The sequence below is a fragment of the Kribbella sp. NPDC056861 genome (assembly GCF_040687575.1).
In the GTDB taxonomy this organism is placed as follows: domain Bacteria; phylum Actinomycetota; class Actinomycetes; order Propionibacteriales; family Kribbellaceae; genus Kribbella.
In genome coordinates this window covers 45,422-66,747 of sequence record NZ_JBFBNQ010000003.1, presented here as the reverse complement: position 1 = coordinate 66,747, position 21,326 = coordinate 45,422, and the positions used below count along the sequence as shown (strand labels likewise).

The following is a 21,326-nucleotide window of genomic DNA, read 5'->3' as shown; positions in this document are numbered from 1 at the left end:
CGGGACTGGGACTGGGCTGGGTCGGTCAGGGGAAGGGGTGCGGGACGCGGTGCAGTTGCTCAGGGGTCAGCGGCTGCGCGGTCCGCCCACCGGCGTACGGCGCCCACAACGTGCGCGGCATCGTCAGCACCCGCTGGCGCTGCCAGCCGAAGTCGATCGGGATCAGGCCGGGCACGATCGTGGCGACCGTGCGCAGACCCATCGCGAGCTGCTCGGGCGTGGTCTGGTCGACCACGACGGTGTCCATCCCGCGCTCGGCGAACAGCGCGACGATCTCCTCCACCGGCTCCCGCAGATCGGTGGCCGGCGCCCGCCCGGTGGTCCAGTCGGCGAACACGTCGTCGAGCGAGGTCACCTCGGTCTGCCGCAACCAGTGCTGGGCGTGCTCGGCCATCTCCGGCATCCCGAACAGCAACGCGTGGTGGGCCAGCTCGCCGACATTGCGGTAGTCGGTCACCATCGGCCGCACCTCGGCCAGACTCTCGGTCACCCGGTCCTCGAACCCGGTGACGTAGGACGCCACCTCACAAACAGCAGCCCGTACTGCGTCCGCCGGGTCCAGCGAGGCGCCGCCCGCGAAGCAGAGCGTGCCCGGCCCGCCATCACGCCGTACGGCGACAGCGCCGACCGCGGGCACCGGGAGGTCGACCCGGATGTCGAAGCAGCGCAGGTCGTAGCCGAGCAGGTCGACGTGCGCCCGCATCTGCCGAACCAGCGCGTTGTCGACGGTGTCCAGATCGATCTCGACCGGCGTCAGGCCGCTGTACCAGCTGATCAGGAAGGCGTCCCGCTCGATCAGCTCGAGCTGCCCGTGCAGCACCGCCTCGGTCACCGAACTGCCGGAGGCGCAGCCGTTCGAGCACTCCTGCACGGTGTTGCGGTGGTCCTCACGATGATCCAGGTAGTAGACGATCTGCTCGGGCACCAGCAGCCCGCGCTGGTCCCGGACCGACCAGCCCCAGACCCACGGCACCTTCGGGTTCGTTGCCCAGGGCACGTACTTGTCGGCGTGGTCGACGTAGAACTCCGGCGTGTAGAGCCCGCACTGCTCCATCTCCACGTAGGGGACGGTCAGCTCGGCAGGCGTGGCCCGCAGCGCGACGTCGAGCCGACGCGGGAGCTGACCGGCATCGCGTTCCAGGCCTTCGAGCGCGCCCAGCAGCTCACTGCGCTGGTAGCTCTCGGCATGGCCGCTCCACCACATCTCGTGCAGTCCGTACTTGCTGCGAACCTCGAAGTGCCCGCTCGCCGGTGCGGTGGCGGTGGCGTGGTACGCACGGATCGCCGGGCCGCCGAGCATGCCGCAGACCGGGTTCGCGAGCGCCTCCATCGGCAGGTTGAGGTCCTCCGGCTTACGCGAGCGCCCGCTGCCAGGACTCGACGCCGGGGTGGACACCAGATGGATCTGCGCGCCCTCCGCAGTGTCGGGTTCAGGCTCGGCGCAGACGCAGGAGGAGTCGCGGATCAGCCCGTAGCGCTCGACGCGCGCCGTCCGGGTGTCGATCTCCCACACCGGGTACGCCGGTCCGTCGGGGCTCGCCTCGGCCGCGACCCGGCTCAAGGTGGCGGCGACGGCGAGCGCGTGGTGGGCCGGCACGATCGACTCGGTGGTCAGGATGCCGTGCGGATGATCCATGATCCGGCGTTCGATGCTCGGGCGGCAGACCACCCAGCGCCGGTCGAAACAGGTCGGGCAGGGGCCGGCGCCACCAGGGGTCGCGGCGACCACCAGGGTGCCCGCGTAGCTCCGGATGCTCACCGTGGCGGTGGTCTCCGGCGGGCCGATCATGGTCCGCTCCTCCTGGCCGGGCAGGCCCAGGACGGCGACGTCCAGTGTCAGTACCGGACCGGGTGGCAGCAGCGCGGCGATCGACGTACCGACGGTGCTGACCATCGGAGGAGCCGTAGTTGTCTCTTCCACTGTTGTCACTGGATGCTGCTCCTTCGTGGTCCGGGGCGGGGTGTCGCGGGAGGGGTGAACATGCTGCGGACCAGGGCCCTTGGCCCGCAGCACTCAGCTCACAAGCACACTTGGTCAGCCGCAGCTGGAGGTGCTGGTACTCGTCGAGCAGCAGCTCGAGGTGGAACACGAGCAGCAGCTGGAGGTGCTGCAGGACGAGCTGGTGGCTGCGAGGTCGAGCGACGGATCAGTGATCTCGTCGACCTCGAAGGTGACGGCCTCGAGGTCGAGCAGTTCGAGGCCGAGCGACTGAGTGCTCATAGCGGTCTTCCTTTCCTTGTCCTGCGCGGCTGGTCAGCCGCGTCTGGGTGGAGCAGGTAGTACCAAGCCGTCGACAACATGGGGCAGCTGTCGCCGTAGTACTCGGACGAGCGGGCGGCTGTCAGCCGCCGCCGCACCCGGTGCTGGTGCTGGTGGAGCAGCAGCTGGACGTGCTGCAGGACGAGCAGCTCGAGCAGGAGCAGCTCGAACTGCACCAGCCGGCCGCATCCTGACCGAGGTCGATGATGTCCTCGATCTCGAACGTCGCCGTCTCGAGGACAAGCAGCTCTTCGCGGAGTGCCATGGTGATTCACCTCCTTCCTGGGCGGGGTGGGTCGCCGCCCGGCCGGGCGGCGGAACCTGGGGAGGCAGTACCTGGCTCAGCTGGTACTGCTGCAACTGCAGCTGGAGCATCCGCAGCAGCTGGACGTGCTGCAGGACGAACAGCTGCTGGTGCTGGTGCTGGAGCTGCACCAGCTGGCGGCCTCCATGCCGACGTCGGCGATCTCCTCCACCTCGAAGGTGACGGTCTCCAGCGACAGCAGCTCAGCGGTCAGGTCGGTCATCACGACTCCTTCGTGACGGGCTCGCCGAAGAGCAGCACGCGGGCGACCGCGGTGACACCGGCGAGATCGGGTGGGGTCAGGTCGACGACGGCGGCCCGGTGGCCAACGGCGGCGAGGGTGGACAGGATCTGGTCGTCGGTGAAGCCGGCGGTGAGCTCGGCCGGCTCGGCCACCGGACCCGCGGAGCGGAGACCGCTGAGGTCGGCCTCCAGTCCCAGGCGGTGGTCGAGACGGGCGAACGGCGTACCGGTGAGCTGGCGTTCGCCGACCGCGGTGAGCAGCGCCGACTCGGCCGCCGCCACCCACGAGCTCGCGGCCCGGGCCAGCCGGACCGTCCCCGATCCGTTGCTGATAGCAACTACAGCGACCGGGACGGCGCCCCGGCCCAACTGGAAGGAGACGCGGTCTCCGGCGGCGGTCAGCTCGTTGACCAGGATCATCAGCCGACGGTGCTGCTGCGGGTCGAGCGCCTGCGCGATCAGCTCGTCGGAAGCAGCCGTGACCGGCAGCTCGCCGCGGGCGACAGCGGCGACGGCGGCAGACCCCGCTGCTGTCACCAGAGCCCGTGAGACCGCTTCGGCCTTGGTCGGCGCGGCGGCCAGACCACCGAGATCAGGCTCGAACGTCGCCGAACTCCAGTCCAACGGCCCGGCCAGCACGGCGGCCCGGTCGACTGCGAGCGGCGCACTCGTCCCGACCTCCACCGCTGCCGTTTGCTGTGTGTTGGTCGGTCCCACACCCAGCCACGTCGCCAACTGCTCTGCCGCGACCTGCTCGGCGTCCGGCGCCGGATCGGCCAGCAACTGACAGCGCCGATGCAGGTTGAGCGCATAGCGGACCGACGCCGCTTCCAGCGCGGCCAACCGGGCCTCCAGCACCGTCTCGACCCCGAAGGTCACCAGCGGCGCGGCATCGGCGGCCGGAGCCAGCAGGACGGCCGTCTTCACCGGGATCTGCGGTACTGCGTCGTCATCGAACCGCCGCAGCAACCCGACCGTGTCGGCGACCACCGTGTCGAAACGCCGGTACGCGGTCTCGACACTGTCAGCCGGCTCGTTCTGGCTGGTGGCGCTCGCAGCGGGCTGGACAGCGGGGTGAGCGATCACGTGCTCGGTGTAGACGGTGAGGCGATCCGGGTCGACCAGGATCACAGTCTCTTCCAGGTCGGACGGCATGCTGCCGGCGAGCTGCTTGAAGATCTCGAAGCCCACCACGTTGAGCAGCATCGTGGCGGCGACTCCGGGGAGGGCCGGTTTGGCCTGCGCGGCCGATGGACCGGCGACGGCGGCTTGCCAGAGTTCCGTAGTACCGGAGAGGTTGTTGTCGCTCATCCGCAGAAGTGCTGACTGGATCGAGACTGTGCCCTGCCAGGGACCGGCCATGAGTTGGTCCCCGACCCGCAGCAGCGGAAGGAACGCAGTACCGGCTTGGCGTGCTTGCTCGGCGAGCGAGAACAGTTGCTGCGACGGCCCATCCAGGGCCAGCAGGCAGATCAGGTCGGCCTCTTCTCCTGCCTGGCTTGAAGAAACCCGCACAAAGCCGCCGTCGGCCGAGCCGACGCCATTTGCGGTCAACGCGGCTGCGAGCGTGGCGGTGGCCTCGTCGTCCTCGCCGATCACCAGCACCCGGGCAGCGGCCACCCGGGCGAACCCGCTGCCGTCGTCACCGTTGTGCTCGAGCAGGGCGATCTGACTCGGGAAGTTGGCGCGTACCTCCTCGGCCACCTCGGCCCGGGCACCGTCCAGTACGACGCCGCGCGAAGCGAGGGTGCCGAGCAACGACCGCACCGCGCCGGCGTGCGCTTCGGGGAGTCCGGCAACGATTTCCGTCAGCGAGTTGCTGCCGTCCAGATGCGGCAGCAGAGCCGACAGATAGCGGTAGGCGCCGGCGCCGCGGATGACGAAGGCGCCGTCGGCTCCCCGGACGTAGACACCGTCGAGAGTCTCCAGGAAGGCGACGTCCTGGCGCATCCGGGGGCGGACTAGTTCATCGGGCGGGTTGGTCACGGTCACTCCTCGGGCGGAAGGAAGGCGTGCAGGGGATGCTGGGAGTCAGCTGATGTCGCGCCGGCGGATCAGGATCGCGGCGACGGTGGTGCTCAGGACGATGTAGGCGACCAGGACGAAGCAGGCCGCGGGAGTGCTCAGGTAGTCGACGACACCGGGAGTGCCGCCATTGCCTTGCGTCGGTGCGCCCATCCCGCCGACCAGCGAGCCGCTGGCCGAGCTGAGCAGGACGTAGCGGACGGGTTCGAGGCCGGGCAGGATGCCCGCCAGTCCGGACAGCGCGTTCTCCAGGGCGAGGGTCCACAGCAGGCCGGCGGCGAGGGCGACCGTCGTACCGCGGAAGATCACGCCGAGCGCGGCGCCGACACTCATCCAGGCGGCCGAGATCAACGCTGCGGAGCCGAGCGAACCGGCCATCGCCCCGATCGAGGGCCAGTCGGCCGAGCGACCTTCGACCGCGCCGATGACGGCGGACGAGATCACTGCGGCGACAGCGGCGGCCGCTGCGATCACTGTGGTCGCGATCGCACCGACGGCGACCTTGGCCAGCAGTACCTGCACTCGGCCGGGACCTTGACTCAGCCGAGCGGTCCAAGTGCCCCACCGGTACTCCGAGCCGGTCACCAGCACGCCGAGAATCAGCATGATCGCGCCACCGAACAAGGGATAGCTGCTCAGCGAGGTGGCCGCGACCGCGTTCGGCAGCAGGATGTCGAGCAGCTCACCCCGGCTGGTGTCGGACGGGTCGAGAACGCTGTAGATGATGTACGGCACGACGAAGGCGAAGCCGACCACCATCAGGATCCAGGCGATCCCGATGACCACCGGCGCCATCCGCTTGCGCAGCAGCAGGCCCTCGGCGGCGACAGCGTTGATCATGACTCCTCCGTCGGCTGCTCGTCGTGCTTGGTCAGCGCGAAGAAGACGCCTTCCAGGGTCTGCCGTTCGCGCCGGATCTCGTGCACATCGATGCCTGCGGCAACCAATGCGCGAACCAGCCCCGGTACGTCGTCCGGCGCGGCCGCGAGATGCAGATGCGGATCCGAGGCGTCTCCCGCCTCGACCGGCGACTGCCCGGTGTACTCCGCGAGGATGCGCGTCGCCTGGTCGGCCGGGGTGGCCCAGACATCCAGGGTGACGCTGCCCGGCTGGTCCCTGATCGCGTCGACGGTGTCGTCGGCAATGACCAGACCGCGGTCGATCACCACTACCCGGTCGCAGATCTGCTGGACCTCGCCGAGCTGGTGCGACGAGAACAGCACCGTGGTCCCACCGGCGCCAAGTCTCCGCACCAGGGACCGCATCGAGGCGACGCCTTCGGGGTCCAGACCATTGGTCGGTTCATCCAGGATCAGCAGTGCCGGGCTGCCCAGCAACGCGGCCGCAACGCCGAGCCGCTGACCCATGCCGAGTGAATAGCCAGAGAACCGGTCGTTGCCACGATGCTTGAGCTCGACGACTTCGAGGACCCGGTCCACCTCAGCGTCGGGCAGCCCTTTGGCTCGGGCCAGAACCTGCAGGTTCACCCGGCCCGACAGGTGCGGGACGAAGGCTGGGGCCTCGATCAGCGCGCCGACCTGGCGCAGCGCCTCCGGCGTACCGGGGCGGCGGCCGAGCACGGTCACCGAGCCGTCGTCGGGACGGACCAGGCCGAGCAGGATCCGCAACAAGGTGGTCTTGCCGGCGCCGTTCGGGCCGAGGAGTCCGTAGACCTGTCCAGGAAGCACTTCCAGGCTGACGCCACGCAGCGCTTCGACCTGGCCGAACGCCTTCCGCACGCCGCTCACCTGCACGGTGGCGGCGGCCGCGACGGCGCCGGTCGGGCGCGACTGAGCAGTCTCGGTGGGCACGAGAAACCTGCCTTTCTCCTCTGTTTCATGAACAGACAGAACCCGGCGAATGAACTCCGGTGAATTCAGGCTCCCCAGCCGGGCCTGAGGCTAACAGCTAAATTCCACCGCGGCGAGAACTTCTCCTGTTCTGCTCATCTTTGTCAGGAGATCGTCAACCAGGTAAGGAGAAACCGGGCTATATCGGTTCTAAGTCAACTGTTTTAGTCGACATTAAATATGCATTTCAAGTGATCATTGGATAGTTAAAGCACACGAACAATCGAATTTGTCCACTCCACCGCGTGGCGGCTGTACTGGTCCAGTAATTGACGACCTTCGATCGAACCGTGGCGTAATCTCTGCGCATGTTGACTGCGCGCCGCGGCCTGGCCACGGCAATCGATTACAGCCTGCTGGCCGTTCCCCTTGGTCTGCTGGCCGCCGGCGCTTTGCTGCGGCAGCGCCGACGGCCGGGCTCAGCCCTCCCCGACGTGTCCCCGGCCAAGGTCCGGGTGCTGGTCGCGGTAGGCCTGACGATGCCCTTGAGCGCCGCCCTGGCGGTGACCGAAGCAGCCGGTGGATCGCCCGGTAAACGTGCCCTGGGTCTCACCCTGCGTGATGAAACGAGCGCCGGGTCGCCCTCGTACCCGCAGGCACTGGTCCGATCACTGCTCAAGACAGCTGTGCCGTGGGAGCTCGGGCACCAGGCTGTGTGGGAGTTCCGGGCAGACAACACCCGGCGGGGCGCAGTACTGGCGGCTGGGTCCTATCTGGCCCTCGGGTTGCAGGCAGCCGCGATCGTGCGCAACCGCCGTACCTACCCCGAGCGCGCTTCGCAGACCCGGGTGACCTCGAAATGACGATGCTCAGCCCGCAGGCGATCAACCGCGCGACGCTGGCCAGGCAGTTGCTGCTGGAGCGGTCCGACCTCGGCGTGGTGGCGGCAGTCGGGCAACTCGCGGGGATGCAGGGTCAGGAGCCGAAGCATCCGTACGTCGGGCTGTGGTCCCGGCTGTCTGATTTTGCCGACACCGACCTGACCTCGGCGGCCGAGGCGCGTGAGGTGGTGCGGGCGACTCTCTTACGGGGCACCCTGCACCTCGTCACCGCCGACGACTACCTGCGCTTCCGCACCACCCTCAACCCGGTACTCGAGGCCGGGCTGAAGCTGCTCGGCGACCGGGCCGCCGGTCTGGAGCCCGACAAGGTGGCCGTCGCGGCGCGCAGCCTGCTGGCGGCAGAGCCGTTGACGTTCACCGAAGTACGCGATGGCCTGCAGAAGCAGTTCCCGCAGGTGAACGACCGGGCGCTCGGCTTCTGCGCGCGGATGCTGGTCCCGCTGGTCATCGCGCCGGCCGAGACCCGCTGGGGCTGGACGGCCAACGCGCGGTTCACGCCGGCCGAGCAGTGGATCGGCAAGAAGCTGCGGCGGTCCGCAGTACCGGACGAGCTGGCGTTGCGCTATCTGGAGGCGTTCGGGCCGGCCACCCCGGCGGACTTCCAGACCTGGTCGGGGCTGCCGAAGGCGAAGCAGCTGTTCGACACGCTGGAGCTCGAGGTCTTCACCGACGAGCGCGGCAAGCCGCTGTACGACGTACCGGCTGCGCCGCGGCCTGACCCGGAGACCGTCGCACCGGTCAGATTCCTGCCTGAGTTCGACAATCTGCTGCTCGCACACGCGAAACGCCAACGAATCATTGCCGATGAGCACCGTCCAGCCGTGTTTACGAAGAACCTGCGGGTGAAGTCGACGTACCTGGTCGACGGGTTGGTCGCCGGGCTGTGGACGGCCGAGAAGAAGCGGGGTGTGGCCACTCTCACGCTGACCCCATTCGGGCGGCTGCTGAAGAAGACGACGGTCGAGCTTGAGCGTGAAGGGACCGCCCTGTTGCGCTTCCTGGAGCCTGATGCCAAGACCTTCGAGGTGGTTACGGGCAGTTGATGAGGTTGTTGTCACACGTCGGATGACTGGGCTGGAGGCCCTGCTGCCAGTGGAATGGACGAATGAGCACAGTCCCCATGATCACCCTGGACAACGGCGTCGAGATCCCGCAGCTGGGCCTGGGGGTCTGGCAGGTCGAGGACGAGATCGTCACCGGCGTCGTCGAAGCAGCCTTCGAGGCCGGCTACCGGCACCTCGACACGGCCGCCATCTACGGCAACGAGGCCGGTGTCGGCCGGGCCATCGCCGCCTCCGGACTGCCCCGCGACGAGCTCTTCGTGACCACCAAGCTCTGGAACAGCGAGCAGGGCTACGACTCCACCCTGACCGCCTTCGACGCCAGCCTGGACCGGCTCGGCCTCGACCACGTCGACCTCTACCTGATCCACTGGCAGGCGCTGAAGAAGGACAAGTACGTCGAGACCTGGAAGGCGTTCGAGCAGCTGTACGCCGACAAGCGGGTCCGCGCGATCGGGGTCTCGAACTTCCACATCCCTGCCCTGCAACGGCTTTTCGCCGAGACCGAACTGCGCCCCGCGGTGAACCAGATCGAGCTGCACCCGGAGCTGCCGCAGGACGAACTGCGCGCGTTCAACGCGGAGAACGACATCGTCACCCAGGCGTGGAGCCCGCTCGCGTCGGGTGGCCTGATCGACAACGCGTCGCTGAAGACCATCGGCGCGAAGTACGGCAAGACTCCCGCGCAGGTGGCGATCCGCTGGCATCTGCAGCTCGGCAACGTGGTCCTGCCGAAGTCGAAGACGCCGAGCCGGATCGCGGAGAACATCGACGTGTTCGACTTCGCCCTGGACAACGACGACATGGCCGCGATCGCCGACCTGGAGACCGGCGTCCGCACCGGCGGGGACCCCGATACCTTCGGCTGACGTGTGCGAAGCTGACCTCGTGATCGAAGTACGCCGGTTGCGAGTGCTGCGAGCCCTTGCCGACCACGGCACCGTGACCGCGGCCGCCGAGGTCCTGCACTTGACCCCGTCGGCCGTCTCCCAGCAACTCGCCGCCCTCGAGTCCGAGGTCGGCCAGGAACTCCTCGAACGCCGCGGCCGCCGAGTAGCCATCACCTCGGCCGGCCGCCTGCTGCTCACCCACGCCGACACCATCCTGACCGAGGTCGAACGCGCCGAAGAAGCCCTCCGTCAACACGCCTCCGGCGCAACCGGCGAGCTCCGCGTCGCCGCCTTCGCCACCGCGATCAGCCTGCTGGTCGCCCCATCACTCGCCACCCTGCGAACCACAACGCCGGGCCTGCACCTCGCAGTACGGGACGCCGAGGGCCACCAAGCCATCACCCAACTCCTGGACGGCGAAGTCGAACTAGCGATCGCCGTAGAACACCGCGGCGCCCCTTCCCCCGACGACCAACGCCTGACCCGAATCCCCTTGTACGCCGAGCCTTTCGCCGCCCTCCTCCCCTCCGACCACCCCGCGGCCGCTCGACCCCAGATCGACCTCACCTCGCTCGCCGCCGACAACTGGATCATGACGTCGACCGGCAACCCGATCCGCGACGTAGTACTCCTAGCCTGCGAACAGGCCGGCTTCGCCCCCCGCATCGCCCACCACTCCGACGACTACACCGCAGTAGCCGCCCTGGTAGCCGCCGGCGCCGGAGTCTCACTGGTCCCCCAGTTGGCCCTCCCCAACCCCGGCACCGCAGTACTCCGCCCCCTCGCCCCACCAACCCCCACCCGCCGCGTCTACGCCGCCCTCCGCCCCGGCCAAGCCGAAAACCCCTTGCTCAAAGCAACCATCGAGGCCCTGCGAAAGACTGCAGCCGCGCTACCGCTGAGCCCGTAGCAACTCGCGAACCTCGTCGGCCCGCGGGTCAGCCATGCGATCGTGCAGCACGACCGCTTCCTCCCACTCGGCCCGCGCCTCGGCGATCATCCCCAAGCCTGCTAGCGCCAGGCCGAGTTGGCGCCGCAGTTCTGCTTCCCGGTGCTCCCCCGGGTACCGGATCGCAATGGCCAGTCCATCGGTCAGTACCTCGCAGGCTCTGGCATGGTCCCCCATCGCCAGCCAGGTCATCCCGATCTCCGCCAAAGTCACCAACTCCAGCACCTCGGCCCTCGCCTTCCGGGCCTGTTCCAGCGCCTCTCCCAAGATGGCGATAGCGGCCTCGTACTGCCCAGTGACACGAAACGATTCGCCCATCAGCGCCCTGGCCAAGGCGGCGGTCGGCAGTGTCGCGTTGGGTAGCACCTGAAGCGCCCGATCGAACGTCTCCCGCTGCCGGGCAAGATCGCCCAACTGCCCGGCCAGCGTGCCGACGCTCAGATTGGCAGCTGACTCGTAGGTCCCGGCGCCGGTCTCGACAATGATCCTGAGGGCCTCTTCGGCATCCGACAGCCCTTCGGCCGGCCGCTTCAACCGGAAAAGACCCGAAGCGCGATTGACCAGACAGACCGACAGCTGGGTCGGATCCCCGATCGCACGAGCCGACGGCAGCTCGAGGTCGCTCCATCGCAGGGCCTCGTCGAACATCCCCACACAGCCCAAGGCGAAGCTCATCTGGGCTATCCGGCCATGCTCGAGTCTGGGGTCCAGCTCGATCGGAAGATCGATCACCATCGACATCGCCTGCTGGAACTCTGCGAACCGCATCAACCCACGGCCGAGGTACGGCATCCCCAACGCAAGCTGCACCGCGGTCAACTGATCGCCGGAGTCACCTTCGGACGCGGCCCGGACCAACCGGACAAGGTTCGGTAGTTCACCTTCGAGCCATTCGAGAATCCCCTGCCGATCGGACAGGTCCTCGGCATCCGCGAACCAGCGGGGCTCCTCCCATGCACCGTAGTGGTCGACCACAGCGTCGAACAGCGACACGTACCGCCACAACATCCCCCGATAACACTCCAACTCACGCCGGAAGGCCTCCACAAGCTCCCCGTCGCTCCGCGTCGTCCGCGCCAGATCCCGCCCGACGTCCCGCACCAGATCATGCAACCGATAACGACGCAGCGCCGGCGTCTCGACCAGATGCAGATCAACCAACCGCTCCAGCAACTCCTCGGTCTCTCCCAGAGACCTCCCCAGCACCCTGGCTGCGGCCCGCAACGGAAACCAGTCCCCATCGAACAACGCGAGCACCGGAAACGCCTCGACAGCCCCCTTGTCCAGCGCTGACCCCGCAGCCAAAGCCTCCAGAGAGACAGCGATGGTCTTGTTCACCACACCATCCGCCCCGGTCAGTACGTCCAGCCGACCATCCTCATCCGCCAACTGCCCCGCCAACACCTCGAGAGACCGCGCGCCCCGACCACACTGACCACCAGCGATCCGGATGGCCAACGGAAGCAGCCCACACCGCTGAGCAACCTGCAGCGCAGCCTCCGGGTTCCGGCTGACCAGCCCCGGCCCCACCACCTCACTGAGCAACTGAAGAGCATCACGCTCCTCCAGAACATCGAGGTCGACCCGCCGAGCCCCCGGCAACTCGGACAGCCGCTGCCGACTGGTGATCAAGACCGCCGCACTCGAAGTCCCCGGAATCAACGGCAGAACCTGGGCAACACTGGCCGCATCATCGAGCACCAGCAATACCCGCCGCCCTGCGATGGCCGTCCGATACCGCGCGGAGAGGACCTCCACGTCCGAGGTGCCGACCGGCGGCACCCCCAACGACTTCAGCAACACCTCCAGAGCACCCGCAGTACTCCGAGGCTCCGCGCCGCCACCTCGCAGATTCACATAGAGCTGCCCATCCCGAAACTCATCGGCGACAGCGTGCCCGGCCCGCACAGCCAAAGTGGTCTTCCCAACCCCACCCATCCCCGAAATCACAGCAACGGCAACTCCCGCCGCGGGCCCACTCCGCGGACGAACGTCCCGAACCAGCCGAGCGAGTTCGTCCCGGCGGCCGGTGAAGTCGGCGATGGGCAATGGCAGCAGTTGCGGAACATTCCGATCACCCATCGCGGTCGGAACCACCCGTTTTGCGGCGGCCACCAACCGCCGGCTGTCCGCCTCCGGCAACTGCAGCGCCGCAGCGAGCTGGCTGACCGTTTCAGGCCTGGGATGACGACGCCGCCCGGTCTCCAGCAACCGGATCGCCCCCACACTGAGCTCAGCCTTCTCAGCCAGCGCTTCCTGAGTAAGAGCGGCGCGGCTTCGAAAATGACGCAGCAGCTGAGCTACGTCGGACGATGTGGCGGACATGATCGGCATAACTCCAGGCTTCGGGGACACCCTCCCCGATCAAGATAGTCGGACCCAATCGGCTCTACAGACTGCGGCGCAACAGCTCCCGGACCTCATCGGCGCGGGGATCGGCCATCCGGTCGTGCAGCACGACTGCCTCCTCCCACTCGGCCCGCGCCTCGGCCAACATCCCCAGCCCTTTCAGCGCATGCCCGAGTTGGTGTCGCAGCTCGGCTTCCTTGTGTTCCTTCGGATACCGCACGGCGATAGCCAGTCCGTCGGTCAACACCTCGCAGGCTTTGGCATGATCACCCAACGCCAGCCAGGTCATCCCGATCTCGGTCAGAACCATCACTTCGAGTGCCTCGGCCTTCGGCCCCTGGGACAGCTCGAGAGCCTGATCGAGCACCGCCAGCGCCGCCTCGCACTGCCCGCTGGTCCGCAATGACGTGCCCATCAAGGTCCTGGCCAGCGCAGCTGTTGTCGGCCTGGGGTTCGGCAGGATCTGGAGAGCTCGCTCGAAAGTCTGCCGCTGGCGAGCAAAATCTCCCAACTGCCCGGCCAGCGTGCCCATCGCGATGTTGACGGCGGACTCGTAGGTCCGCGCACCGCTTTCGTGAATGACGCTGAGGGCCTCTTCGGCAACCGGCAGTCCCTCGACCGGTCGGTTCAGAGAGGCAAGATTGTTGGCGAGGTTGAGCAAGGACGCCGACAGCTGGGTCGGCTCTGCGAGCGCGCGAGCCAACGGCAATTCGAGATTGCACCATCGCAGCGCTTCGGCGTAAAAGCCGAACCAGCCCCAGGTGAAGGCCATCTGAGCCATCCGGCCGTGATCGAGTCTGGGGTCGAGCTCGACCGGCAGATCGATCACGGTCAACGTCACCTCATGGACCTCGGCGAACCGCATCACCCCGCGGCCGAGATGCGTCATCCCCAAGGCGATCTGCACGGCAGTCACCCGATCGCAGGCGTCACCGTCGGCCGCAGTACGGACCAGCCGGACGATGTTCGGGAGCTCCACGTCGAGCCAGTCGAGGACTCGCTGCCGATCAGACAGGTCGTTGGCGTCCGCCGACCAGGAGGGTTCGGTCCAGGCGCCGTACAGGTCCACCACGTAGTCGAGCAGCTCGATGTACCGCCACAGCATCCCCCGATAACAGTCCAGCTCACGCCGGAAGGCTTCAACAAGCTCCCCGTCGCTCCGCGTCGTCCGCGCCAGATCCCGCCCGACGTCCCGCACCAGATCATGCAGCCGATACCGATGAAGCGCCGGCGTATCCACGATATGCAGATCAACCAGCCGCTCCAGCAACTCCTCGGTCTCGTCCAGCGATCTCTCCAGCACCTTCGCCGCTGCCCGCAACGGAAACCAGTCCCCATCGAAGAGCGCCACCATCGGAAACGCCTCAACGGCCGCCACATCGAGCGCCTTGCCCGCCCTCAACGCCGCCAAAGAGATCCCGATGGTCTTGTTCACAACACCACCAGGACCAGTCAGCGCATCCAGTCGCCCATCATCATCAGCCAGCCGCAACGCCAACTCCTGAAGGGATCCCGAGCACTGACCCCCAGCAATCCGGATGGCCAACGGCAACAACCCGCAGCGCTGGACAACCTGCCGCGCCGCCTCCCGGTCAGCGTCAACCAGCGGCGCACCAACCACCTCACCCAACAACTGCAATGCCTCGCGCTCACCCAACACATCAAGATCGATCCGCCGAGCCCCCGGTAGCTCAGTCAGCCGCTGCCGACTGGTGATCACCACCGCCGCACTCGAGCTCCCCGGAATCAACGGAAGCACCTGCCCGACCCCGGCCGCATCATCAAGAACCAGCAGCATCCGCCGGCCCGCGATAGCCGTCCGATACCGCCCCGCGAGCGCATCCACGTCCGCAGTACCGGCCGGTGGAACCCCCAGCGACTGCAGCAAGATCTGCAACGCATCCGCAGTACTCCGAGGCTCAGTACCGCCTCCGCGCAGATTCACATAAAGCTGTCCATCCGGAAACTCCGCAGCCACAGCATGCCCCGCGTGCACCGCCAAGGTGGTCTTCCCCACCCCACCCATCCCCGAAATCACCGCAACCGCAACACCCGCCCCACCGTCGCCTCGCGGCCGAAGGTCCCCACACACCCGCTCAAGCTCCGCCCCGCGCCCAGTGAAATCAACAACATCCACCGGCAACTGCCGCGGCACCCCATCCTGACCAACCACCCCCGCAGCAGGCCGCCTCGCGGCAACCACCAACCGCTCCCTGTCCTCCTCCGCCAACCGCAACGCAGCAGCAAGCTGCTTGATCGTCTCCGACCTGGGATAACGACGCCGCCCGGTCTCCAACAACCGAACCGCCCCGACACTGAGCTCCGCCCTCTCCGCCAAAGCTTCCTGGGTAAGCCCAGAACCAAGCCGAAACCGCCTAAGCAGCCCAGCCACATCCGCCGTCTGCGGTCCTGGCTCACGAGCGCGGGCAGTCATCCGACCCCGCCAGCAATGCAACAACTTCCTCAGCCCGGGGATCAGCCGCCTGCCGGTACTGCGTAAGCGCCTGTTCCCACTGCAGGCGCGCATCCTCGGGCCTGCTGAGGCCGGCCAGCGCCTGGCCGAGATGGTGGCGAATGGCCGGTTCTCGGTGGTCAGCCGGGAAGCGTAAGGCGATCTCCAGGCTGGCGGTGAGGACCTCCTCGGCCTTCGTGGGTTCGCCGAGTGCCAGCCAAGTGCTGCCGAGTTCGCGGAGGAGGTCGGACTCGACCACCTCCAGCTTTGCTTCCCGGGCGTCGGTCAGAGCGTTGGTCAGGACCTCCAGCGCGGCCTGGTACTGGCCGGTTTCCTGGAGGGCTCGGCCCATCAAGGAGCGATGCAGAGTGGATGGGCCGACGGTGGTTCGAGACGGCATCAGGGTGAGGGCGCGGTCGAAGGCTGCTCGTTGGCGCTCGAGGTCGCCGAGCCAGCCGGCTACGGCGCCGACGACGATGTTGGCGTTGATTTCCTGGCTGTGCAGCTGATGGCGTTCGACCAGGACAACAGCTTCCTCGGCGAAGGGCAGGCCGTCGGCGGGCTGGCCGATTCGGCCGAGGCCGTACGCCAGGTCGATCAGGCAGGCGACCAGGAGGAGCGGGTCCGGGAGGTTCCGCGCCAGCGTCACGGCGGCTCGGCTCCAGGGGACGGACGCCTCGTACAGGCCGAGCGTCTGGTCCATGAAACCCATGTAGTAGAGCCGGCCGACCTCGAGGCGGGGATCCAGGTCGACCTGAGTCCGGACGATCGCGGTGATGGCCTGATGGGCTTCGCCGAAACGCATCAGGATCCCTGCCAAGCGGTGCATTCCGAGCGCCATCCGTACGGCGGTCAGTCGCTCCGACTCCACTCCGGCGGCCGCCGTACGGACGAGCCGGACCAGGTTCGGCAGCTCGTCGCGGAGCCAGCCGATGAGCTCCGCTTGATCGAGCACGTCCTCCGCGCCGGCCGACCAGGGCTCGCCCTCGTCGGCGCCGAAGATGTCGAACCGGCGGGCGGTCTCGTCCAGGCGCCACAACATCGCGCGGTAACAAGCCAGCTCCCGGGTCCGGAACTCGACCCGGGCAGCATCGTCGAAACGGTCCCGACCGAGGAGCCGGCCGACATCGCGGACCAGGTCGTGCATCCGGTAGAGCTGCGGGGCCGGTGTCTCCAGCAGATGGATGTCGACCAGGCGCTCCAGCAACATCTCCACCTCGTCGAGCGATCGACCCAGCACCTTGGCTGCGGCGCGAAGAGGGAAGTGGTCGCCGTCGAACTGGGCCAGGACCGGAAACACCTCGGCGTCGCCAACCAGGCCGTCACGCTCCAACTGATGGAGCGAGACCAGGATGCTTCGACCGACACCGGATCCCGGGCCGGTCAACAGGTCGCGGCGGCCGGTCTCCTCGGCCAGCTCAGCGGCCAGACCTTCGAGGGTTCTCGCGGTACGGCCGGCCTCCGCGGCAATCCGGATCGCCAGCGGCAGGAACCCACACCGGCGTACCACTTCGCCTGATGCGTCGGGTTCGGCGGCGACTCGGTCGGGTCCGAGCAGCTCGCCGAGCAACTGCAGCGCCTCGGCCTCTGTCAGGACGTCCAGATCGAGACGCCGTACGCCGGCCAGCGCGGACAGATGCTGCCGGCTGGTGATCACGACTGCCGTTCCCGGCGTACCGGGCATCAGAGAGCGAACTTGAGCAACGCTGACCGCATCGTCCAGCAACAGCAGCAGCCGTCTTCCCGCCAGCGCCGACCGGTAGCGCGCAGCCATCACATCTTCGTCGTCCGCTGCCCGACTCGACGGCACTCCAAGCGCGTGCAGCAACCGGCCGAGCGCATCGACGGTACTGAGCGGCTCGTCGCCACCACCGCGCAGATTCAGATAGAGCTGACCGTCGGGGAACTCGTCGGCCACCAGCTGCGCGGCCTGTACTGCGAGCGTCGTCTTCCCGACGCCACCCATGCCACCGATCGCCGAGATGACGACCCCCGGCGCCACGTCGTACTGCGAACGCAGCAGCGCCACCAACTCGGCCAGCTGGCGCGATCGCCCGGTGAAGTCCGTGATGGGCGGCGGCAGCTGCGTGCTGGTCAATGCCTCCGAGCGGCGACTGGCAGCGGACGCCAGTTGCTCGGTATCGGCGACGGAGAGGTCGAGGGCGTCCACCAGAAGGTCGATGGTCACCGGCCGCGGATACCGGCGGCGGCCGTTCTCCAGCGCCGAGATCGCCTGCGCGCTGAGACCCGCCGCTTCGGCCAGCGCTTCCTGGGTGAGGCCGGAGCGGGTCCGGAAGTCACGCAGTAGCTGGGCCACGTCGGAGGGTGGAGCGGACATGGGCGGCTTGGCTCCAGGCGTTGGGGCAGCGGGGGTAGCCCGAGCTTAGGTCCGGGCGTCGTACGTCGTGTTGGCCTGTTGCACGTCGGGGACCTTGGACTCGACCCAGTGGGCCAGTGCGTGGACCTGGACAGCCACATCCTGCCCCAGTGGGGTGAGCGAGTAGTCGACGCGGGGCGGGATGACAGGCTGGGCGTCGCGGTGGACGAAACCGTCGCGTTCCAGCGCCTGGAGGGTTTGGGCGAGCATCTTCTCGCTGACGCCGCCGACGTGCCGGCGGAGCTCGCTGAAGCGGTAGGAGCGGTCCAGGAGGGCGGCGAGGACGAGGACGCCCCAGCGGCTGGTGACGTGTTCGAGGATCTGCCGGGAGGGGCAGTTCGCCCGGTTCACATCGGGCGCGAAGGTCTGGCTCATGGTGCTCCCTTTGCTTACTTGAAGATCAGTACCTTACTTCAAAGTGGGTACTACTTTGAAGATAGTACCCACTGTAGAGTTAGTGCCATGAATACGAACATCGTCATCACAGGGGCCACCGGGCAGCTCGGCCGGCTTGTCATTGCCGAACTGCTGGCCGCGGGAGTGCCGGCCGACGGCATCACAGCCGTTGCCCGGAGCAAAGAAAAGGCTGCCGACCTGGCGGGGCGGGGCGTCAAGATCGCCGTCGCGGACTACGACGAGCCGGCCAGCTTCGCCGACGTGTTCAGCGCCGGCGACCGGGTCCTGCTGATCTCCGGCAGCGAGCCCGGCCGACGGATCCCCCAGCACTCCGTGGTGATCGACGCGGCCAAGGCGGCCGGCGTCGCGCAACTCGCCTACACCGGCATCTTCGGCGGCCCCGAGAACGCGATGCAGCTCGGCGCCGACCACCGCGCGACCGAGCAGCTCATCCTCGACTCCGGTCTCCCGCACACGTTCCTGCGCAACAACTGGTACTCCGAAATGGCGGTCCGCGACCTGACCGCGGTCGTCGAGAGCGGCGCGATCGTCAACGCCGCCACTCCGGACGCCCGGCTCGCCACGGCCACTCGCGAGGACTACGCCGCCGCGGCTGCCGCAGTACTGACTGCTGACGGGCATCTCAACCAGGCGTACAACCTGGGTGGCGACCAGGCTTGGAGCTACCCGGAGTTCGCCGCAGAGGTCACCCGCCAGAGCGGCAAGCCTGTTGCCCACCAGACCGTCTCCACCGACGACCTGCTGGCCGGCTACGTCGCCGCAGGCATCCCCGAAGGCTTCTCGGCGGTCCTGGTCGACGTCGACACCCAGGTCAACGCGGGCGCCCTCGCCTCAACCCCCGGCGACCTCGCCCGCCTGATCGGCCGCCCCACCACGCCGATCACGACGACCATCACCAAGCTGCTCAGCTAGTCAGTCCTGTACTGCGAGGCCGTCGAGGAGTTCCTGGACCTCGTCGGCCGCCGGGTCGGCGACCTGCTGGTACAGGACGATCGCTCGCCGCAAATGCGCGCGAGCCTCGTCCGGTTTGCCGAGCGCCAGCATGGTCCGGCCGAGGCGATCTCGCGCCCGGCCCTCCTGGTTCTCCGACGGAATGCGGAGCGCGATCTGCAAAGCCTGCTCGAACTGCTCCTGGGCCCGGTGGTGATCACCGCGCAGTGTCCAGCCCTTCCCGAGATCGGACAGCAGGTCGAACTCGATCAACGTCCTGTCAGCCGCCCGGGCGCGTTCAAGGGCTTCCGTCAGCAGTTGCCACCCCAGGTCGAACTGACCGCTCTCCACCAACGACATCCCCATCTGGGACTGGTGGATCATGGGGACTCGGCCACTGCCTCGCTCGTGGTGGACCGTAGTGGCGCGATCGAAGGCTTCCCGCTGTCCTGCCAGGTCACCCAGCGCGCCGGCCGCGATGCCTGCGACCAGCTGAGTGGCGGCTTCGAGATGCACCTTCCGCTCCGAGGGCACCAGCACCCCGAGCTCGTCGACCATCTCCAGCGCTTCGGCCGGCTCCCCGATCCGCACCAGCGCATAGGCCAGCTCGATCAGGCAGGTCACGACCTGCGTGACGTCGTTTCGCGCCCGCGCCAGGGGCAACGCGGTCCGGATGCAGTCGACCGCCCGTCGCGGCTGCTCGAGAGCCGAGCTCACCTGCCCCAGCGCGAGCCAGAGCTGGTCATCGAGATCGTTGTCGGCTTCGTCCAGTACGCCGACAACGGCCGCCAAGGCATCGCGCGCCACCGCGAACCGCATCACCACCATCGAGAAGTGGAACATCCCCAACGCCATCCGCGCCGCGGTCAACCGATCCTCGCGCCCGCCGACGGCCGCCTTGCGGATCAGCCGGAGGAGGTTCTCGAGCTCCGACTCCACCCAGTCGGCCGTGTCGCCCACGCCGCTGAGATCCTCCGCGCCGGCCGACCAGTCCGCCGAGTCCTTCAAGGGCGGAAGCTCGGCCAGCTCGCTGAGCCGCCACAACACCGCCAGGTAGCAACCGAGCTCGCGACGCCATACATCTGTCCGCGCCTCGGCGATCAGACCGTCGCTCGCCAGCGCGCGGCCGACGTCTCGTACCAGGTCATGCATCCGGTACTGGTGCGGAGCCGGCGTCTCCAGCAGATGGACGTCCACCAGCCGTTCGAGCAGGTCCTCGGCGTCGTCCAGCGGCAGTTGCAGCACCTGGGCTGCAGCTCTCAGCGGGAAGTGATCGCCCTCGAACAGGGCCAGCAACGGGAACGCCTCGGCACAGCGCGAGTCGCCTGCGCGGTCAGCCGCAGCCAGGGCTCGCAGCGACAGCATGATGGTCGCCCGTACACCGCCCTCGACACCGTCGCTCAACGCGTCGAGCCGACTGTCCCCATCGGCCAGCAGGTCCGCCAGCAAGGCCAGCCCGCCAACCTCCCCGCCGGAGGGATGAGCACCGGCGATCCGGATCGCCAGCGGCAGCAACCCGCAACGCCGTACCAGTTGCAGCGCGGCTTCCGGCTCGGCCGCCACGCGATCCTGACCCGCGATCTCGCCGAGCAGACTCACTGCCTCGTCCTCCGCCAGCACCTGCAACCCCAGATAGCGCACTCCAGGTAACGCCGTCAGTTGCCGGCGGCTCGTGATGATGACAGCCGAGCCACGGGTGCCCGGGAGCAACGGCAGCACCTGCTCGAGATTGTCCGCGTCGTCCAGCAGCAGCAGGACCCGGCGGTGCGCGAGGGCGGTCCTGTAGCGGGAGGCGGCCTGGCGGACATCGCCGGGATCGTCACCGGGCGGGATGCCGAGACTTCGCAGTACTACGGCCAGCGCATCGGCCGTACTGAGCGGACTTTGGTCACCGCCACCGAGGTTGAGGTAGAGCTGACCGTCCGGGTAGGTGTCGGTCAGCAGATGGCCGGCCTTGAGCGCCAGCGCGGACTTGCCAACCCCTCCCATCCCACCCACAGCGGAGATGATCACGGCCAGGCTGTCGTCGTCGCCGCGCAGGACACGCACCAGCTCGTCCAGCTCCCGAACCCGCCCGGTGAAGTCGGCTGGTGCCGGCGGCAACTGTTGTGGCACCGCTGAGTCCGGGCGTGGACGGATTGCCGCGTCCGTCAGCTGCTGCCGTTCGGTCGGGGACAGGTCGAGCGCCACCCCGAGCTGATCGATGGTCGTCGATCGCGGCGAACGGCGCCGGCCGCCTTCGAGGGCGCGGATGGCTTCGACGCTCAAGCTGGAGCGCTCGGCCAAAGCCTCCTGGGTCAGCCCTGAGCGCAGGCGGAACTGTTTCAGCAGCTGGGCGACGCCTGCGGGTGGGGCGATGGATCCTGGGATCCGCATG

General features: G+C 68.0%; 17 protein-coding genes. 7 read left to right on the top strand and 10 right to left on the bottom strand.

Annotation, left to right across the window (positions count from 1 at the left end; genetic code table 11):
• Positions 1-25: 25 nt before the first annotated feature.
• Positions 26-1,930 (bottom strand): TOMM precursor leader peptide-binding protein, encoded by a 1,905-nt coding sequence (locus AB0P21_RS14010; protein WP_363696620.1) that lies wholly within the window; start codon positions 1,928-1,930, stop codon positions 26-28.
• A gap of 105 nt (positions 1,931-2,035) precedes the next feature.
• Positions 2,036-2,221, bottom strand: a complete 186-nt coding sequence (locus tag AB0P21_RS14005; RefSeq protein ID WP_363696618.1) for a hypothetical protein — start codon at positions 2,219-2,221, stop codon at positions 2,036-2,038.
• Positions 2,222-2,268: 47 nt separating this feature from the next.
• On the opposite strand from AB0P21_RS14005, the gene AB0P21_RS14000 reads away from it, so the two are divergent.
• Positions 2,269-2,454: a hypothetical protein gene (locus AB0P21_RS14000; RefSeq protein WP_363696616.1), complete on the top strand. Its 186-nt coding sequence runs from the start codon at positions 2,269-2,271 to the stop codon at positions 2,452-2,454.
• A gap of 97 nt (positions 2,455-2,551) precedes the next feature.
• Positions 2,552-2,803 carry a hypothetical protein gene (locus AB0P21_RS13995; protein WP_363696613.1) on the top strand — a complete coding sequence of 84 codons (252 nt, stop codon included), beginning with the start codon at positions 2,552-2,554 and terminating at the stop codon, positions 2,801-2,803.
• On the opposite strand, the gene AB0P21_RS13990 is transcribed toward AB0P21_RS13995, so the two are convergent.
• The 3 genes from AB0P21_RS13990 to AB0P21_RS13980 are packed head-to-tail and all read right to left on the bottom strand — an operon-like array spanning position 2,787 to position 6,643.
• The gene (locus tag AB0P21_RS13990) at positions 2,787-4,793 is read right to left on the bottom strand and encodes a hypothetical protein (RefSeq protein ID WP_363696611.1); all 2,007 of its coding nucleotides are present in this window, start codon (positions 4,791-4,793) and stop codon (positions 2,787-2,789) included. The two genes, AB0P21_RS13995 and AB0P21_RS13990, sit on opposite strands and share 17 nt — an antisense overlap.
• Before the next feature lie 45 nt (positions 4,794-4,838).
• On the bottom strand, positions 4,839-5,672 hold the full coding sequence (locus AB0P21_RS13985) for an ABC transporter permease subunit (RefSeq protein ID WP_363696609.1): 834 nt from the start codon (positions 5,670-5,672) through the stop codon (positions 4,839-4,841).
• On the bottom strand, positions 5,669-6,643 hold the full coding sequence (locus AB0P21_RS13980) for an ABC transporter ATP-binding protein (protein WP_363696606.1): 975 nt from the start codon (positions 6,641-6,643) through the stop codon (positions 5,669-5,671). The genes AB0P21_RS13985 and AB0P21_RS13980 overlap by 4 nt, the downstream gene beginning before the upstream one ends.
• A gap of 347 nt (positions 6,644-6,990) precedes the next feature.
• Between AB0P21_RS13980 and AB0P21_RS13975 the strand changes: the two genes are divergently transcribed.
• From AB0P21_RS13975 to AB0P21_RS13960, 4 genes are all read left to right on the top strand, one after another.
• A complete protein-coding gene (locus tag AB0P21_RS13975) occupies positions 6,991-7,485 on the top strand; it encodes an RDD family protein (protein WP_363696604.1) in 495 nt (164 codons plus the stop codon).
• The gene (locus tag AB0P21_RS13970) at positions 7,482-8,567 is read left to right on the top strand and encodes a winged helix DNA-binding domain-containing protein (protein WP_363696602.1); all 1,086 of its coding nucleotides are present in this window, start codon (positions 7,482-7,484) and stop codon (positions 8,565-8,567) included. The genes AB0P21_RS13975 and AB0P21_RS13970 overlap by 4 nt, the downstream gene beginning before the upstream one ends.
• Positions 8,568-8,629: 62 nt before the next feature.
• Positions 8,630-9,454 (top strand): aldo/keto reductase, encoded by an 825-nt coding sequence (locus AB0P21_RS13965; protein ID WP_363696600.1) that lies wholly within the window; start codon positions 8,630-8,632, stop codon positions 9,452-9,454.
• Position 9,455: 1 nt separating this feature from the next.
• Positions 9,456-10,385 (top strand): LysR family transcriptional regulator, encoded by a 930-nt coding sequence (locus AB0P21_RS13960; RefSeq protein ID WP_363696598.1) that lies wholly within the window; start codon positions 9,456-9,458, stop codon positions 10,383-10,385.
• On the opposite strand, the gene AB0P21_RS13955 is transcribed toward AB0P21_RS13960, so the two are convergent.
• The 4 genes from AB0P21_RS13955 to AB0P21_RS13940 all read right to left on the bottom strand — a co-directional run bounded on the left by AB0P21_RS13955 (position 10,368) and on the right by AB0P21_RS13940 (position 17,977).
• On the bottom strand, positions 10,368-12,749 hold the full coding sequence (locus AB0P21_RS13955; protein WP_363696596.1) for an NB-ARC domain-containing protein: 2,382 nt from the start codon (positions 12,747-12,749) through the stop codon (positions 10,368-10,370). The genes AB0P21_RS13960 and AB0P21_RS13955 overlap by 18 nt on opposite strands.
• A gap of 64 nt (positions 12,750-12,813) precedes the next feature.
• The gene (locus tag AB0P21_RS13950) at positions 12,814-15,207 is read right to left on the bottom strand and encodes an NB-ARC domain-containing protein (protein ID WP_363696595.1); all 2,394 of its coding nucleotides are present in this window, start codon (positions 15,205-15,207) and stop codon (positions 12,814-12,816) included.
• Entirely contained in the window at positions 15,188-17,563 is a 2,376-nt protein-coding gene (locus AB0P21_RS13945; protein WP_363696593.1) for a helix-turn-helix domain-containing protein, read from the bottom strand. Before AB0P21_RS13945 ends, AB0P21_RS13950 begins: the two co-directional genes overlap by 20 nt.
• 45 nt (positions 17,564-17,608) lie before the next feature.
• On the bottom strand, positions 17,609-17,977 hold the full coding sequence (locus AB0P21_RS13940) for a helix-turn-helix domain-containing protein (RefSeq protein ID WP_363696591.1): 369 nt from the start codon (positions 17,975-17,977) through the stop codon (positions 17,609-17,611).
• Positions 17,978-18,064: 87 nt separating this feature from the next.
• Between AB0P21_RS13940 and AB0P21_RS13935 the strand changes: the two genes are divergently transcribed.
• Positions 18,065-18,931 carry an SDR family oxidoreductase gene (locus AB0P21_RS13935; RefSeq protein ID WP_363696589.1) on the top strand — a complete coding sequence of 289 codons (867 nt, stop codon included), beginning with the start codon at positions 18,065-18,067 and terminating at the stop codon, positions 18,929-18,931.
• Here the strand turns inward: AB0P21_RS13935 and AB0P21_RS13930 are convergent, their stop codons facing one another.
• The gene (locus AB0P21_RS13930; RefSeq protein WP_363696587.1) at positions 18,932-21,325 is read right to left on the bottom strand and encodes a tetratricopeptide repeat protein; all 2,394 of its coding nucleotides are present in this window, start codon (positions 21,323-21,325) and stop codon (positions 18,932-18,934) included.
• Position 21,326 lies beyond the last annotated feature (1 nt).